Here is a 14,245-nt window from a genome sequence, read left to right as displayed (position 1 = left end):
ACACGTCCTCCTCGTGGTCTTCGGCGCTGTTTGCGCCGGTTGCAGCCGCTGGTAACCGTACGCGGTCGGGTGTCGGGGTGTGTCGTCCGGTCTTCTGGTACCTCGCGGTGATCGCGAGGTCGCTAGGCTGTCGTCGTGCCGCTCTATGCCGCGTACGGGTCCAACATGGACCCGAACCAGATGATGGAGCGAGCCCCCTACTCCCCGATGGCGGGGACCGGGTGGCTCGCCGGATGGCGTCTGACGTTCGGTGGCGAGGACCTGGGCTGGGAGGGCGCGCTCGCCACCATCGTCGAGGACCCCGACACGCAGGTGTTCTGCGTGCTCTACGACGTGAGCCCGCGTGACGAGTCCCGCCTCGACCGCTGGGAAGGCGCCCTCGGGCTCTACAAGAAGATCCGCCTGCGCGTCCAGACCCTGGAAGGCTCGGTGACCGCCTGGCTCTACGTCCTGGACGCCTACGAGGGAGGTCTGCCCTCCGCCCGCTACATCGGCGTCGTGGCCGACGCCGCCGAAGCCGCGGGCGCCCCCGACGACTACGTCTCCGACCTCCGCACCCGCCCCTGCCAAGGCATCGGCCCCTGACCCCCGGCGTGTCGAACCTTCAGGTCCCGCGTGTCGAACACTCGGGACCGGCGTGTCGAACGCTCAGGTCCCGAGTGTCGAACGCTCAGGTCCCGTGAGTTCTACGTTCGGAACGCGCGAGCCCTGCGTGCAGGACTGCTGAGCTCGACACTCAGCTGCCGGAACAGGCGAACGGGGTTCCGCAGGTCCGAAACGTCGGCCCGGAGCACTTTCCAGCCGCGGCGCCGCAAGTCCTCGTCACGGGCTTGGTCGGCTTCGGCTTTGCCGACGTGTGCCGCGTAGCCGTCGTACTCCACGGCCACGCGGTGGTCCGGCCAGGCGAGATCCAGCCGCCAGATCTCCTGGTCGTCCAGATCGCGGACCGAGTACTGCGGCTCGGGCAGCGGGAAGCCCGCTTCGGCGATCATCAGCAGGAGCGTGCTCTCCGGCGGGGACTCGGGCAGGCCCGTGGCCAGGTCCAAGAGGAACACGCCTTGGCGTCGGCCGCGGAAATCACGACGTGCCGCGATGCGCACCGCGAGGTCGGCCTTGAACGCGGCTCGTTGCTGCGGCGGCAGGGCGCCGAGTGCTTGATCCGCGCAGGCCAGGGCCGTGGAACGGTGGCGTCCCCGGCACAGCAGGTCGGCGAGAGCGTAGTCGAGCACCATGGTGCGCAGACCGTCGATGTCGACCACGTCCGCGGGGTCGTAGCTGTCGTAGTGGACCGCGACATCCGGGCGTGGTCGGAGTTTGCGCTCGTAGCCCATCATCAGGTGGACGCGATTCGTGTCCGCCGCTGTGCAGCCGTGCAGCCACACCGCCGTGTGGCTCGCCAGCGCGGCGCCTTGCCCAGCCATGAGCAGCGCCGCAGCGGCCCGGGTGTGCAGGTTCGCCATCCGTTCCCGTTGGATGACGACCGTTCGGCAGTAGCTGACCAGGCGGCCGTCGGCGATGGCGTTGCGCAGCGACTTGGCGCCGAGGTGGTTGTGCAGACGGGTGCGCGAGTAGGCCCCGTGGAGGCCTGGAGGTAGTTCGATCATGCACAACCGAGTGGCGGGGACCGTCGATCCGTACACGGTTCACCCGACCGTGGGACGCCCCTCGACCTGAGCGTTGAACTCAGGGGTTCTGGAGGTTCGACATGCGGACCTGAGTGTTCGACACGCGAGTCCTGAAGGTTCGACACGCCGGTTAGGGGGTGGTGAGGGATTCCAGGTGTTGGATCAGGCGGCGGGTGTCGACGGGGGAGACGGTGCTCCACGGTTGTTGGCCCGGGGTGGCCCGGCGCAGTTGGATGTAGCGGCCCTGGGGGTTGTCGAAGAACGACACGACGTGCTCGTGGCGGACGCGCTTGCCCCACTTGTCACGGCTCGCGGCGCCGAACTGGCCGCGGTTGCCCACGTCGCGGAACATGTCGGCGAGGGTGCGGGCGTCCTCCTGGCGGATGCCGCGCGCCAGCAGGGCCTGGTACAGGTCGTCCGGCGTGTTGGCGTGAGCCGCCGCGGCGTCCAGGTCGGAGCTCGGCAGCGTCACGGAGTGCCCCGGGCCCGCGGACAGCGGCGGGAGGACGGAGAGGGCCTCGCGCGGGAGGCCCTCGGCGGACGCCGGGCGCAGGGTCAGCTGGTCGTGCGAGAGGACCGCCAGGACGCCGGACTGGCCCTTGGCCGCGGCCAGCACGCGAACGCTGTGGCCGAGCCACAAGCGCCCGTCCACCTCCTGCTGCGGCCGGTTGAGCAGGTGCAGCAGGTCTTCCAGCATCGGGTCCAGCGACACGGGCCGACCCAGGCCGCGCCGGTCCAGCCCGCTCCACGCCTGCCGCTCCAACTCGGCACGCTCGGTGTGCGTCTTGCCCGGTGACGGCACCTTGAGCACCAGCGGCATGGTCTCCAGCCGCAGGTGCTCCCAGAGCACGTCGAACTCCAGCGCCGAGATCGTCACGGGTTCGCGCAGGTCGTTGCTGCCCAAGTCCAAGCCGAACGTCGTCATCAGTGGGTGGTGCTCTCCCCGATCACCGGAGGCGAGATGATCCCGCCGATGCCGTAGATGTCGTCCGTCTCCCGAAGGTAGTCGGCGGCGTCGTGCGTGGCCTCTTCTTCCTCCTCCGCGCCACGAGCCGCACCCAGACCGCCGAACGGGTCGAACGCGGGCTGCGGCGGCGCCGCGACGGTGCGCTTGTGCACGGTGTCGTTGCCGCCGACCTGGCCGCCGGCGCCGAGCATCGAGCCCGTCGACCCGCCCGGCCCCGCCGTCGCCGCGTGCTGCGTGCTGGCCGCGAACGCCCCGATCTCCACCGAGCTCACCGACGTCGTGCCGCTGGGCAGCAACGGCCCACCGCCCGCACCGGGCAGCAGCTGCTGGTTGGCACCGGCGGCGTGCTGCCCGTTCGTCGTGTCGGAGGAGGACGACGACGAAGACGACGCCTTGCGACGATCCTTGTCCTGCTGACCACCCGCACCGCCGCCACCGACCACACCACCGGGCCCGAACACGCCCGAACCAGACGCCGACGCGGGTAAGGCGGCCGACGAAGCCCTGGTGGAACCGGTCGTCCCGGCCGACGACGTCCCCGTCGACCCGCCGAACGAGGGCTGCGCCGCCGGGCGCGGACCCGAGTAGCCGCCACGGCCACCGCCGCGACCGCCACGCCACCCGCCCCGACCGCCGCCACGCCCACCGCGCGGACCGCCGTAACCCCAACCGGGCCCGGACACACCCGCCGCGTCGTTGCGCACCACCTCGGGCGTGCTGATCACCAACTGCGGCGGCTGGTGGAACTGCCCCAACGTGCTGGTGTTCGACACGGTGCTGGAGGCGTAGGTCGTCATGACCTCGCGCGCCCGCTGCTCGGCCGCGTTGCGCGCCTTCTCCTGCTGCTCGTAGTCCGTCTGCCCGCCGACCAGGTTGGTCAACGCGCTGACGAGCAGGTTCGGCTCCTCCGCGGTCACCTTCACCGGCGGCGGCATGTCCGCGCGCGCCTTGGCGATGTAGTCCGCCTGCAGCTCGGCCGAGATGCGCATCACCTCCGCGCCGGCACGGGCGTCGTCCGCCCACGCGGCCAGCGGGTTGATGCCCGTCCGCGCCTTGTCCGCGGCCGAACCCTCCCAGGACGCGCCGGACTTCAGCACGCCGCGGTGCAGCTCGGCGTTGATCTCGGTCAACGCGGCGGAGACGCCCTGCCACCGCTCCATCGAGGCGTGCGAGGCCTTGGGCCCCGGCCCCGAGTTGATCTGCTCGTACAGCTCTTCGTGGCTGTACCCGCTCCAGCGGTGTCCATCGGGCATGAACGCTCCCCTTGCCTGCGCCGGGCGCTCAGCGGCTGCCCTGCTGTCCCATCAACCCGGTGTTGTCTTCTTCGATGGACTGGTACTGCTGCTCGACCAGGGTGAGCGCGTCCATGGCCGACTTGAGCTGCCGCTGGTAGTTCTCCAACGCGATCAGCGCCGAGTCGCCCGATTCGAGCGACCGCTCGTTGAACCGCTCCGCGGCGTCCTGGCTCACCGGGTCACCCGCCCACGGGCGGACCCTGACCTCGGTGATGGCCTGCTCGATCTGCTCGTCCAGCTTCGACAACGCGCCCGCGAACGCGTTGCGCAGACTGGGGATCGCGCTGGGTTCGACGTTCAACGTGTGCGACAGGGGCGGTGGTGAGCCCGTGTCAGCGCCGTGGCCGTGGTCTTCCGACGGCATGGACAACCTCCCGCCTTCCTCGTTCCCGTCGCGCCATTCCGTTCTCGCGCAAGGTCACTCTAGCCACCCGGTCCGACAGCGGGGAGTGGGTGGAGCACACATCCCCCGCGTGGATCAGCGCCGTTGCAGCAAACCGGCTACTGCCGCTTCTGCCGCCCGTTGCGCCCCTTGGCACAGAGTGTCTTGCTTCGCCGCTCTTTCGTTACCGCCGTCGCGGAACATCACGTCGAGGAACTGCCCCTCCGCGACGTCCACCTCGACGTTGCACACGTTGTCCATGCCGGGCGTCCGCACGGTCAGGCCGGGGAATCCGGCCACCGCGGTCTGCTCGGCGTGCACCTGGGCGTTCTCGCTGAGCCACACGCCCACGCCCTCCACTGTGACGAGCGCCAGCCGGACGACGTTCCCGCTGATGTTGCTGCGCATGGTGCACGCCTTCGCGTTGCCGAAGCTCGCTTCCACATACGCGCTCGGCGGGTTGTCCAGGCTCAGCGCGATGCGCTGTTCGGGTGAGAGCACCGCGCACGGGTCGACGTCGTCCAACCGCAGTTCCCGCGGCCTCGGTGGCAACGACAGCACGGTGGTCGTCGTGGCGGGCAGCGGTTCGTCGACCCGGCCGTCGGCCTTCTTGTCCGGAACGGGCGTGCAGGAGGCCATCGCCAACGCGCAGAGCGTGGCGGTGAGCACCTGAGCAGCCCTCATGGACACCTACCGTAGCCGGGTCCACACGCCAAGTGGACCCTCGGCTGTGAAGCCGCACTTCGCGGCCACGCGACGGGCCGCGTCGTCCGGGGGTCTGGCGGTGATCAGCGGTAGGTCGAGGAACCCGAAACCGAACCGCAGCACGGCGGCGGTCACGTGTGTCGCGATGCCCTTGCCGCGCAGGTCAGGTGTGATCCAGCAGTGCAGCTCGCCGGTGCGGGACAGGGAGATCTCGCCGACGGCCGTCCCGGTGAGCTGGTCGCACACGGCCCAGGAACAGCATTCGTCGGCGTGCCACTGGTCCGCGCGTTCGGCGATGTGCGCGCCGGCCGCGTCGAAGTCGGGGTGCAGGCCACCGCCGACCAACGCCGGCCGGTCGTCGACGCGGTCGTCCGCGCGGAGTTGGCGCAGGTAGAACTCACCCGCGTTGATCTCGACGCCCTCCATGCGCGGAGACTAGTCCGTGACGAACCCGTCGTAGCGCCCGGCCAGCTCTTCGAGCAGGCCTCGGTGGGCGGACGCGGGACGGTCGTCGGGACCGGTGGTCAACTCCACGACCCAGTCGGCGTCTTCCAGGTCGTCCTCGCCGGCCAGCACGTCCTTGTGCACCGCGCACGGCGCCCAGCCGGCCGCGCCCAGCTCCCGCGCGGCTTCCTCCGCGTCGTCACGGTCGTGCAGGACCAGCAACAACGGACCCGCGGTCCCGGGCGGACCGGAGCCGACGCCGTCGTCCAACAAGCCGCGCGACGACAGCGCCCCGTGCAACGCGGCGAAGTCCGGCGTGTGCACGGCGTCGATGCCGATCGTCCGCGCCGCCTCCGCGTTCACCGCGTTGTCATCGCAGAACAACGTCCCCGACGGCGAGTGTTGCAGCACCCGCAACGCGCGCCGGAACGCCTCGGGCGACGGCTTGGCCACCCCGAGCCGCGCGGACGACACGACCGCGTCGACCTCGCGGTCCAGCCCCAACGCCGCCAGGTCGCGCGGCAGCCGGTCGGTCGCGTTGGACAGCAACGCCACCCGGCACCGCCCGCGCACCCGCCGCACGAGGTCCAACGCCTCGCCGATCACCTCGCCGGTCCGCGTCCACGCCGCCACGGCGTCCGCCGCGCGAGCCGGCGAGAGCCCTTCGACGACCAGCTGCTCCCGCACGGCCGCGCGCCACTCCTCGTCCGTGGCACGGCCGGCGGTCGCGGGACCGGCCAGGGCGAACGACACCCGCGCCAACGTGCCGCGCGGCAGGCCGAAACCGTCCTCGACCGGCCCGTCCGGCGGGAACCGCCGCAGCACGCCGTCCAGGTCGAGCAGCAGCAGCGACGGCGCGCTCAACGCCTGCCCATCCGGCCGATCAGCAGCATCGCCGCGGGGATCAGCAGGAACACCAACGGCGTCTTGGCCAGGAAGAACAACGCCACGCTGATGATCGCGACCGCCGTCACGGCCGCGCTGCTGACCCGGAACTCGAGCGGGAACCCGCGTCGCGCGGACACCGTCGAACCCGACGGAGGCGGCTCGACCTGCGTGAACCGCGGCCGTGGCGCGGGCAGGTCGCTGAACAACGCGTACAGGTCGCCCCGGGTCTTCGCGGTGGCGACGCGGGCGGAGCGGTCGCCGTACTCGTCCATGCTCAGCCGCCCCTCGCCGAGGTGCGTGCCGAGCAGTTCGAGCGCGTGCTCGCGCTCCGCGTCGCCGATCCGGATGTCCCGCTCGCTCACACAGGTGAGCCTATTCCTTGATCTCGCAGATGACCGTGCCCTGGGTGACCGCCGCGCCCGGCTCGGCGGCCAGACCCGTGACCACGCCGGACTTGTGCGCGGTGACCGGGTTCTCCATCTTCATGGCCTCCAGCACGACGATCAGCTCGCCGGCCTCGACCTGCTGGCCGTCCTCGACCGCGACCTTGACGATCGTGCCCTGCATGGGCGCGGCCACCGCGTCACCGGAGACCGCCGCGCCGCCCTTGCCGCCGCCGCGCTTGCGCGGCTTGGCCTTCACGCCCGCCTTGGCCGCGCCACCGCCGCCGCCACCACCGCCGGCGAACGCCAGGTCACCGGGCAGCGAGACCTCCAGCCGACGTCCGCCGACCTCGACCACCAGGGTCTGCCGCGGCTCGTCCTCCTCGGCCTCCGCGCCGTCGGTGAACGGCGCGATGGTGTTGTCGAACTCGGTCTCGATCCACCGCGTGTGCACGGTGAAGCCGTCCTCGGAGCCGACGAACGCCGGGTCGCGCACGATCGCGCGGTGGAACGGCAGCACGGTCGCCATGCCCTCCACCACCATCTCGTCCAGCGCGCGCCGGGCCCGCTCCAGGGCCTGCGCCCGGTCCTCGCCGGTGACGATCAGCTTGGCCAGCAACGAGTCGAACTGGCCGCCGATGACCGTGCCGCTCTCCACGCCCGCGTCCACCCGGACACCGGGACCGGACGGCGCGGAGAACGTGGTGACCGTGCCGGGCGCGGGCAGGAAGTTGCGGCCCGCGTCCTCGCCGTTGATCCGGAACTCGATCGAGTGGCCGCGCGGGGTGGGGTCCTCGGTGAACCGCAGCACCTCGCCGGCGGCGATGCGGAACTGCTCGCGCACCAGGTCGACGCCCGCCGTCTCCTCGCTGACCGGGTGCTCGACCTGCAGGCGGGTGTTGACCTCGAGGAACGAGATCGTGCCGTCCACCGCGACCAGGTACTCGACCGTGCCGGCGCCGTGGTAGCCGGCCTCCTTGCAGATGGCGCGCGCCGACCGGTGGATCTCGGCCCGCTGCTCGTCGGTCAGGAACGGCGCGGGCGCCTCCTCGACCAGCTTCTGGTGGCGGCGCTGCAACGAGCAGTCACGCGTGCCGACGACGATGACGTTGCCGTGCTGGTCGGCCAGGACCTGCGCCTCGACGTGCCGCGGCTTGTCCAGGTAGCGCTCGACGAAGCACTCGCCGCGGCCGAACGCCGTGACGGCCTCGCGCACCGCGCTGTCGAACAGCTCGGGGATCTCCTCCAGCGTGCGCGCCACCTTGAGGCCACGGCCGCCGCCGCCGAACGCCGCCTTGATCGCGACCGGCAGACCGTGCTCCTCGGCGAACGCGATGATCTCGTCCGGGCCGGAGACCGGGTCCTTGGTGCCGGGGACCAGCGGCGCGCCCGCGCGCATCGCGATGTGCCGCGCGGTGACCTTGTCGCCGAGGTCGCGGATGGCCTGCGGGGTCGGCCCGATCCAGATCAGGCCCGCGTCGAGCACCGCCTGGGCGAAGTCCGCGTTCTCGGACAGGAAGCCGTAACCGGGGTGCACCGAGTCCGCGCCCGCGCGCTTGGCCACGTCGAGGATCTTGTCGATGGAGAGGTAGCTGTCCCCGGGCGTGCTGCCGCCCAGGGCGAACGCCTCGTCCGCCAACCGGACGAACGGGGCGTCCCGGTCCGGGTCGGCGTACACGGCGACGCTGGTCAGGCCGGCGTCTCGGCAGGCACGGATGACCCGGACGGCGATCTCACCGCGGTTGGCGACGAGGACCTTGCGCAGCGACACGACGTCCTACCTCCTGGCAACGCTGGGACTGGGAGCGGCAATGGTCGTGGAGTTTAGTGACCCGTCAGTACTCGGAGACCGAGAGACAAGTCACGCTTGGGTGGAACAATCGGGAATCGTGACACGCCCGCCCGTCGCCGCGCTTCTGACAGCTTGCGCAGCTGTGCTCATCACCGTCGCGGGACTGGTCATGGCCTGGTCACTGCGGCCCACCGCGGCCACCGACCCCGGTGCCGTGACACCGCAGGACGAATTGCGGTGCGGGACGACGGCGTGCCGTTCGGTGGTGAAACAGGAGGTCGGTGTCGATTCAGTGGAATTGGTCGTCGGCGAGGGCGCGGGCCGGATCCGGACCAGCGGCGCGTCCGGGCCGAACATCTTCGAGTTGACCATCGCGACTTCGGGGGCCCGGATCGACGCGTCGTCGCTGCAGTGCGTGGACGCCGAGGTCGCGGTGTGCCTGGTGCGGGGCGAGGTCGGCGGCGAGGTGCTCGGGGAGGTGCTGGTCCGCCGGTCGGGCGCGTGGTCGCGGGCGCAGGTGCCGTACGTGGCCAGCGGGGCGTACTTGGCGCTGCGCGACGTGGACGACGACGCGGTCGCCGACGTGGTGGCCGTGCAGCGGGCGTGCCAGGCGGGCGTGGACTGCTCGCGGTGGTTCGCGCAGGTGTTCTCGCTCGCCGGTGGCGGCGGTGAGCTGGGGTGCACGCCGGTCGTGCGCGCGGCGGAGTCGTTGCCGGGCTGGCCGACCGTCGCGCCGGACCCGTCCGACCTGCGTCACTGCGGCGCGTGACCGTCCTGAGCGTTGGATTCAGGTGCTCTGGACGTAGGACTCTCGCGACGCGGACGTAGGACTCTCGCGAGAGTCCTACGTCCAGAGCGCGAGAGTCCTACGTCCGCGTCACGTGAGTCCTGAGGTCAGGCGGGGACGGGGGTGGGGCGGGGGCCCGTCAGGAGCGGCGGGTCGCTCGGGGTGTTGAGGACCTCGTCGTCCAGCAGGCCCTCGGAGCGGGCGACCAGGACCGGGACGGTGATCTGGCCGGTCACGTTGGTGGCCGTGCGGACCATGTCCAGGATCGGGTCGATCGCGTAGACGACCGCGACACCGGTGGCGATGACCTCCGGCGGCATGTTCACCGCGCCCAGGGTCAGCGTCAGCATGGTGAACCAGCCGGTGGTGCCCGCCGTGGCAAGCGCGCCGAACACGGCGACCGCGACGATCGCCACGTACTGCCACAGGCCCAGCTGCACGCCGAACAGGTTCGCGATGAACACCGTGGCGATGGCGGGGTACACGGCGGCGCAACCGTCCATCTTCGTGGTGGTGCCCAGCGGCACGGCGAACGACGCGTAGTCGTCGTCCACGCCGAGGTTGGCGGTGGTCTGCCTGCTCAACGGCAGCGTCGCGCCCGACGAGCGGGACACGAAGGCGAACTGGATCGCGGTCCACGCCTTGGCGAAGAACGTCACCGGCGACACCCGGCCGACGAACCGCAGCAGCAGCGGGTACACCACGAACAGCACCAGCAACGACCCGCCGTACACCGACGCGATCAGCGAGAACAACGGCTGGACGAACGAGTTGCCGTACGTCGCGAACGCCGTGCCGATCAGGCCGAACACGCCGACCGGCGCGAGCAGCACGATCCAGCCGACGATCTTCTGGATCAGGTCGAACGCCGACCGGGTCAGCGTGACGAACGGCGTGGCCCTCTCGCCCAGCGCGTACGCGGCGAAGCCGACCAGCACCGCGATGAACACGACCTGGAGCACCTCGCCCTCGGTGAAGGCGCTGAACAGGTTGGACGGGATCAGGGTCTCCAGCAACGTGCTCCACGAGCCCGGGTCACGCGCGGCGAGCTTCTCCACCGCCGCCGCGGACGGCTCGACCTGCACGCCCGCGCCCGGCTTGAAGATCAACGCGATGGCCAGGCCGATCAGCACGGCGATCAGGGACGTGATGGCGAACCACAGCAGCGTCTTCCCGCCCAGCCGCGCGGCGCGCGAGCTGCCGAGCCTGCGCAGGCTCGTGATGCCCACCACGATCGCGGTGAACACCAGGGGGATGACGGTGAACTGCAGGAGGCTGGTGAAGACGTCGCCGATGGAACCGAGGGTGGTGGTGAGCCACGCCTGGTCGGTGGTCTTGGCGACGTACCCCGCCAGGGCGCCGAGGACGAGCGAGGCGAGGACGGTGAAGCCGAACACCTTCGGCTTCGTATAACTGCGGACGAACGACACGACTGCTCCGGGTTGGCTGCGCAGGGGTGGACGACGGGGGCGGCGTCAGCCGCGACAACCCGTGTTCGTCCTGCGCCCGAAGTCGATGTGACGGCGGCGCGTCAGCAGTTCACCCACAGCTCCCCCAACGCGAAAGGCCTTCGAGGAGCTTCCCGGATCAGGGAAAATGTGACAACGGCTACCAGATGTCGGACACCTTGACGTCGACTTGACGCAGCAGCTCGCGCGTGAGCGGCAGGCTGATGCCGATGACGCTGGACGGGTCGCCGTCGATGCCGTCCACGAACCAGCCGCCCAGGCCGTCGAGCGTGAAGGCACCCGCGACCGCCAGCGGCTCCCCGGTCGCGAGGTACGCCTCGAGCTCGTCGTCGGCCGGGCGGCCGAACCGGACCGCGGTCGTCTCGTGCCCGACGGCGCGCGCCACGACCCGCCCGCCGCTCAGCCGCAGCACGGCGTGCCCGGTCAGCAGGGCGCCGGTGGTGCCGGCCATCTTCTTCCACCGCTCGCGCGCGACCTCGACCGTGCCGGGCTTGCCGTGCACCTCGCCGTCGGCGGTGCGCAGCATCGAGTCGCAGCCGACGATCACCGCGTCGTCGTCCTCGTCCCGGGCGATCGCCTCGGCCTTCGCCGTCGCCAGGGCCGTGACCAGCTCTTCCGGGGTCGGGTCGGCGAGGGAGGCGGCCAGCGCGTCCTCGTCGACGCCGGACACGCGGACGACGGGCTCCACACCGGCGGCACGCAGCACGGCCAGGCGGGCGGGGGACTGGGAGGCGAGGACGAAGCGCACGCCGTGCAGCCTAGGGCGCGGCCGGGTGGACACCCCAACGGACGGCGGCCGGCCGGGTTCGCTTCGGGACCCGTGCGTGATCCCGAAGCGGAAACCCCAGCTCAGGCGACTTCGGGACGTCGTCGCGCACGCGGTGCGTAGAACTACCGATGCGCGCTGTCACGGCGTTCGGCAGCCTCGGGGTGTGCAGCGTTTGGCTCTGGTGGTCCGCCGGAACGACCGGGGTCGAGGCCGGTACCGGTGGCTCTGGGCGGTCCCGGCCGTCCTGGTCCTCGTCCTGACCGGCCGGGTCGTGTCGACGGACCCGGTCGGGTACGGCGTGCCGTTCTGGCCGTTCGCGAACGGCAGCGACCGCGTCGAGTACCAGGTGATGGACCAGGTGACGTCCATCGCGCGGGCCTTGCGGCGGCTCGACGCAGTGCCCTCGGCGGTGGCCGCCGAGGGCGTCGAGGTGCTGGAGGCGCGGGTCGGCGCCGGCGCCGTGTGGATGCGGGTGCGCGTGCACGTGCCGGACGGGTCGCGCTGCCGCGAGGTCTCCGTCCTCGGCGACGGCGCGCAAGTCAACTCACGCCGGGTGGATTGTGCCTGACCGGGCCGCCGCTGGAGTCGCGTGCGCAGGTGACCCCCACGCGAGGACGCGAACGTCCGACTTCCAGGCGTCCGAGCCGCCGTCTGCGGAGCAGCGGCAACGCGACACGGCGACCTCGCGGTGTGCTCAGCGGGGCAGGGTCGAGGCGCGCCACGCGCCGGGGCCGTGCGGCAGCGGTCGCCGCACCTGCCTGGACTTGTCCGACCACGCCGACCGGCGCGGCTCGTCCTCGACGGGACCGCCGGCCGTTGCCAGGCCGACCACGACCGCCGTCACGGCGGCCAACTCGACGTCGTCCGGGTTGCCTCGCACCACCCGGAGGTGCGGCGCCGCGCTCACAGCGGGATGTTCCCGTGCTTCTTGGGCGGCAGTGCCTCGCGCTTGTCGCGCAGCACCGCCAGCGCCCTGGCGACGTACGAACGCGTGAAAGAGGGAGGGATCACACTGTCAACATAGCCGCGTTCGGCCGCCACGTAAGGGTTGCAGAGGGTGTCTTCGTATTCTTGCTGCAAACGGGCCCGAAGCGCGTCCACGTCCTCCCCCGAAGCCGCGGCCGCCGCCAACGCCTTGCGGTGCACGATGTTCGCCGCGCCCTGCGCGCCCATGACCGCGATCTGCGCCGTCGGCCACGCCAGGTTGATGTCCGCGCCCAGGTGCTTGGACCCCATCACGTCGTACGCGCCGCCGTAGGCCTTCCGGGTGATCACGGTGACCAGCGGCACGGTCGCCTCGGCGTAGGCGTAGATCAGCTTCGCGCCGCGCCGGATGATGCCGTTCCACTCCTGGTCGGTGCCGGGCAGGAAGCCGGGCACGTCCACGAACGTCAGCACCGGGATGTTGAACGCGTCGCAGGTCCGGACGAACCGCGCCGCCTTCTCCGAGGCGTCGATGTCCAGGCAGCCCGCGAACTGGGTCGGCTGGTTGGCCACGATGCCGACCGAGTGGCCGTCCACCCGGCCGAAGCCGACCAGGATGTTCGGCGCGAACAGCGGCTGGACCTCCAGGAACTCGCCCTCGTCCAGCACGCGGGTGACGACCTCGTGCATGTCGTACGGCTGGTTCGCCGAGTCCGGGATGAGCGTGTCGAGCTCGCGGTCGGAGTCGGTGATCGAGTCCTCCACCGAGCCGTGCACCAGGTCGTCCGGCGCGTCGAAGACGGGCGGCTCGGACATGTTGTTGGCGGGCAGGTAGGACAGCAGCTCCTTGACGTAGGAGATGGCGTCCTCTTCGTTGTCGCCGAGGTAGTGCGCGTTGCCGGACTTGGTGTTGTGCGTGCGCCCGCCGCCGAGCTCCTCGAAGCCGACGTCCTCGCCGGTGACGGTCTTGATCACGTCGGGGCCGGTGATGAACATGTGCGAGGTCTGGTCGACCATGACCACGAAGTCGGTCAGCGCGGGCGAGTAGACGTGGCCGCCCGCGTTCGCGCCCATGATCAGCGAGATCTGCGGCACGACGCCGGACGCGGCCACGTTGCGGCGGAAGATCTCGCCGTAGAGGCCGAGCGAGACGACACCCTCCTGGATGCGCGCGCCGCCGCCCTCGTTGATGCCGACGATCGGCCGGCCGGTCTTGATCGCCAGGTCCATGACCTTGACGATCTTCTCGCCGTACACCTCGCCGAGCGAGCCGCCGAAGATCGTGACGTCCTGGCTGAACACGCACACCGGGCGGCCGTCGACGGTGCCGTAGCCGGTCACCACGCCGTCGCCGTAGGGCCGGTTGCGCTCCTGCCCGAAGTTGGTCGAGCGGTGCCGCGCCAGCTCGTCCAGCTCGACGAACGAGCCCGGGTCCAGCAGCAGTCCGATGCGCTCGCGGGCGGTCTTCTTGCCCTTGGCGTGCTGCTTCTCGACCATGCGCGCCGAACCGGCGTGCACGGCCTCCTCGTTGCGCCGGTAGAGGTCGGCGAGCTTCCCGGCCGTGGTGTGGACGTCCGGCTCCTCGCCATCGGGGGCGGTCGCACTGCTCATAGCGCCGCAGCTTAACCAGCGGGTAACGAACGCGCGTGGCGGTAGTAGCCCAGGTCACTGGACGGGAAGTTGACCTCCAGCGCGGTGGAGGTTGCAGGCTTGACCCCGCGACCCGCCCCGCGATCCACACCGCTCCGACAAGCGCGTGGGGCGGGTCGCGACTTCCGGCGCGGACCCGCGGTCCCACGCGGACCCTGCGGGCCG

The 14,245-nt window shown here is 71.2% G+C and carries 16 protein-coding genes; 3 read left to right on the top strand and 13 right to left on the bottom strand.

What is annotated here, in order from left to right:
• Positions 1-135 precede the first annotated feature (135 nt).
• The gene (locus AB0H12_RS32115) at positions 136-585 is read left to right on the top strand and encodes a gamma-glutamylcyclotransferase family protein (RefSeq protein ID WP_499628106.1); all 450 of its coding nucleotides are present in this window, start codon (positions 136-138) and stop codon (positions 583-585) included.
• 101 nt (positions 586-686) lie between these two features.
• Here the strand turns inward: AB0H12_RS32115 and AB0H12_RS32110 are convergent, their stop codons facing one another.
• The 9 genes from AB0H12_RS32110 to AB0H12_RS32070 all read right to left on the bottom strand — a co-directional run bounded on the left by AB0H12_RS32110 (position 687) and on the right by AB0H12_RS32070 (position 8,460).
• Positions 687-1,604, bottom strand: coding sequence for a DUF559 domain-containing protein (locus AB0H12_RS32110; RefSeq protein WP_499628104.1), 918 nt, complete (start codon positions 1,602-1,604; stop codon positions 687-689).
• 151 nt (positions 1,605-1,755) lie between these two features.
• Entirely contained in the window at positions 1,756-2,550 is a 795-nt protein-coding gene (locus AB0H12_RS32105; RefSeq protein WP_499628101.1) for an ESX secretion-associated protein EspG, read from the bottom strand.
• Positions 2,550-3,845 carry a PPE domain-containing protein gene (locus AB0H12_RS32100; protein WP_499628100.1) on the bottom strand — a complete coding sequence of 432 codons (1,296 nt, stop codon included), beginning with the start codon at positions 3,843-3,845 and terminating at the stop codon, positions 2,550-2,552. The genes AB0H12_RS32105 and AB0H12_RS32100 overlap by 1 nt, the downstream gene beginning before the upstream one ends.
• 28 nt (positions 3,846-3,873) lie before the next feature.
• On the bottom strand, positions 3,874-4,251 hold the full coding sequence (locus tag AB0H12_RS32095; RefSeq protein ID WP_230570428.1) for a transcriptional regulator: 378 nt from the start codon (positions 4,249-4,251) through the stop codon (positions 3,874-3,876).
• Between the two features lie 114 nt (positions 4,252-4,365).
• The gene (locus tag AB0H12_RS32090) at positions 4,366-4,953 is read right to left on the bottom strand and encodes a DUF3558 domain-containing protein (protein ID WP_499628097.1); all 588 of its coding nucleotides are present in this window, start codon (positions 4,951-4,953) and stop codon (positions 4,366-4,368) included.
• A 6-nt stretch (positions 4,954-4,959) separates the two neighbouring features.
• A complete protein-coding gene (locus AB0H12_RS32085; protein ID WP_499628095.1) occupies positions 4,960-5,400 on the bottom strand; it encodes a GNAT family N-acetyltransferase in 441 nt (146 codons plus the stop codon).
• 9 nt (positions 5,401-5,409) lie between these two features.
• Positions 5,410-6,282 carry an HAD family hydrolase gene (locus AB0H12_RS32080; RefSeq protein ID WP_499628094.1) on the bottom strand — a complete coding sequence of 291 codons (873 nt, stop codon included), beginning with the start codon at positions 6,280-6,282 and terminating at the stop codon, positions 5,410-5,412.
• On the bottom strand, positions 6,279-6,668 hold the full coding sequence (locus AB0H12_RS32075; protein WP_499628092.1) for a DUF1707 SHOCT-like domain-containing protein: 390 nt from the start codon (positions 6,666-6,668) through the stop codon (positions 6,279-6,281). The genes AB0H12_RS32080 and AB0H12_RS32075 overlap by 4 nt, the downstream gene beginning before the upstream one ends.
• A 10-nt stretch (positions 6,669-6,678) precedes the next feature.
• Entirely contained in the window at positions 6,679-8,460 is a 1,782-nt protein-coding gene (locus AB0H12_RS32070) for an acetyl/propionyl/methylcrotonyl-CoA carboxylase subunit alpha (protein ID WP_499628090.1), read from the bottom strand.
• 313 nt (positions 8,461-8,773) lie between these two features.
• On the opposite strand from AB0H12_RS32070, the gene AB0H12_RS32065 reads away from it, so the two are divergent.
• Positions 8,774-9,250 (top strand): hypothetical protein, encoded by a 477-nt coding sequence (locus tag AB0H12_RS32065; protein WP_499628088.1) that lies wholly within the window; start codon positions 8,774-8,776, stop codon positions 9,248-9,250.
• Positions 9,251-9,375: 125 nt separating this feature from the next.
• Here AB0H12_RS32065 and AB0H12_RS32060 read toward each other — a convergent pair whose 3' ends face one another.
• Entirely contained in the window at positions 9,376-10,698 is a 1,323-nt protein-coding gene (locus tag AB0H12_RS32060) for a dicarboxylate/amino acid:cation symporter (protein ID WP_499628086.1), read from the bottom strand.
• Between the two features lie 178 nt (positions 10,699-10,876).
• Positions 10,877-11,485 (bottom strand): Maf family protein, encoded by a 609-nt coding sequence (locus AB0H12_RS32055; protein WP_499628085.1) that lies wholly within the window; start codon positions 11,483-11,485, stop codon positions 10,877-10,879.
• Positions 11,486-11,669: 184 nt separating this feature from the next.
• Between AB0H12_RS32055 and AB0H12_RS32050 the strand changes: the two genes are divergently transcribed.
• On the top strand, positions 11,670-12,074 hold the full coding sequence (locus tag AB0H12_RS32050; protein ID WP_499628084.1) for a hypothetical protein: 405 nt from the start codon (positions 11,670-11,672) through the stop codon (positions 12,072-12,074).
• A 126-nt stretch (positions 12,075-12,200) separates the two neighbouring features.
• Here the strand turns inward: AB0H12_RS32050 and AB0H12_RS32045 are convergent, their stop codons facing one another.
• Together AB0H12_RS32045 and AB0H12_RS32040 are read right to left on the bottom strand one after the other, a co-directional pair.
• The gene (locus AB0H12_RS32045) at positions 12,201-12,413 is read right to left on the bottom strand and encodes an acyl-CoA carboxylase subunit epsilon (protein ID WP_499628082.1); all 213 of its coding nucleotides are present in this window, start codon (positions 12,411-12,413) and stop codon (positions 12,201-12,203) included.
• Entirely contained in the window at positions 12,410-14,041 is a 1,632-nt protein-coding gene (locus AB0H12_RS32040; RefSeq protein ID WP_499628080.1) for an acyl-CoA carboxylase subunit beta, read from the bottom strand. Before AB0H12_RS32040 ends, AB0H12_RS32045 begins: the two co-directional genes overlap by 4 nt.
• Positions 14,042-14,245: the final 204 nt, after the last annotated feature.

Origin of the sequence: Actinosynnema sp. NPDC023794 (assembly GCF_040639675.1) — a bacterium.
Taxonomy (GTDB): Bacteria; Actinomycetota; Actinomycetes; order Mycobacteriales; family Pseudonocardiaceae; genus Actinosynnema; species Actinosynnema luteola.
The sequence above is the reverse complement of the archived record's forward strand: the minus strand, read 5'-3'. Positions and strand labels throughout refer to the sequence as shown.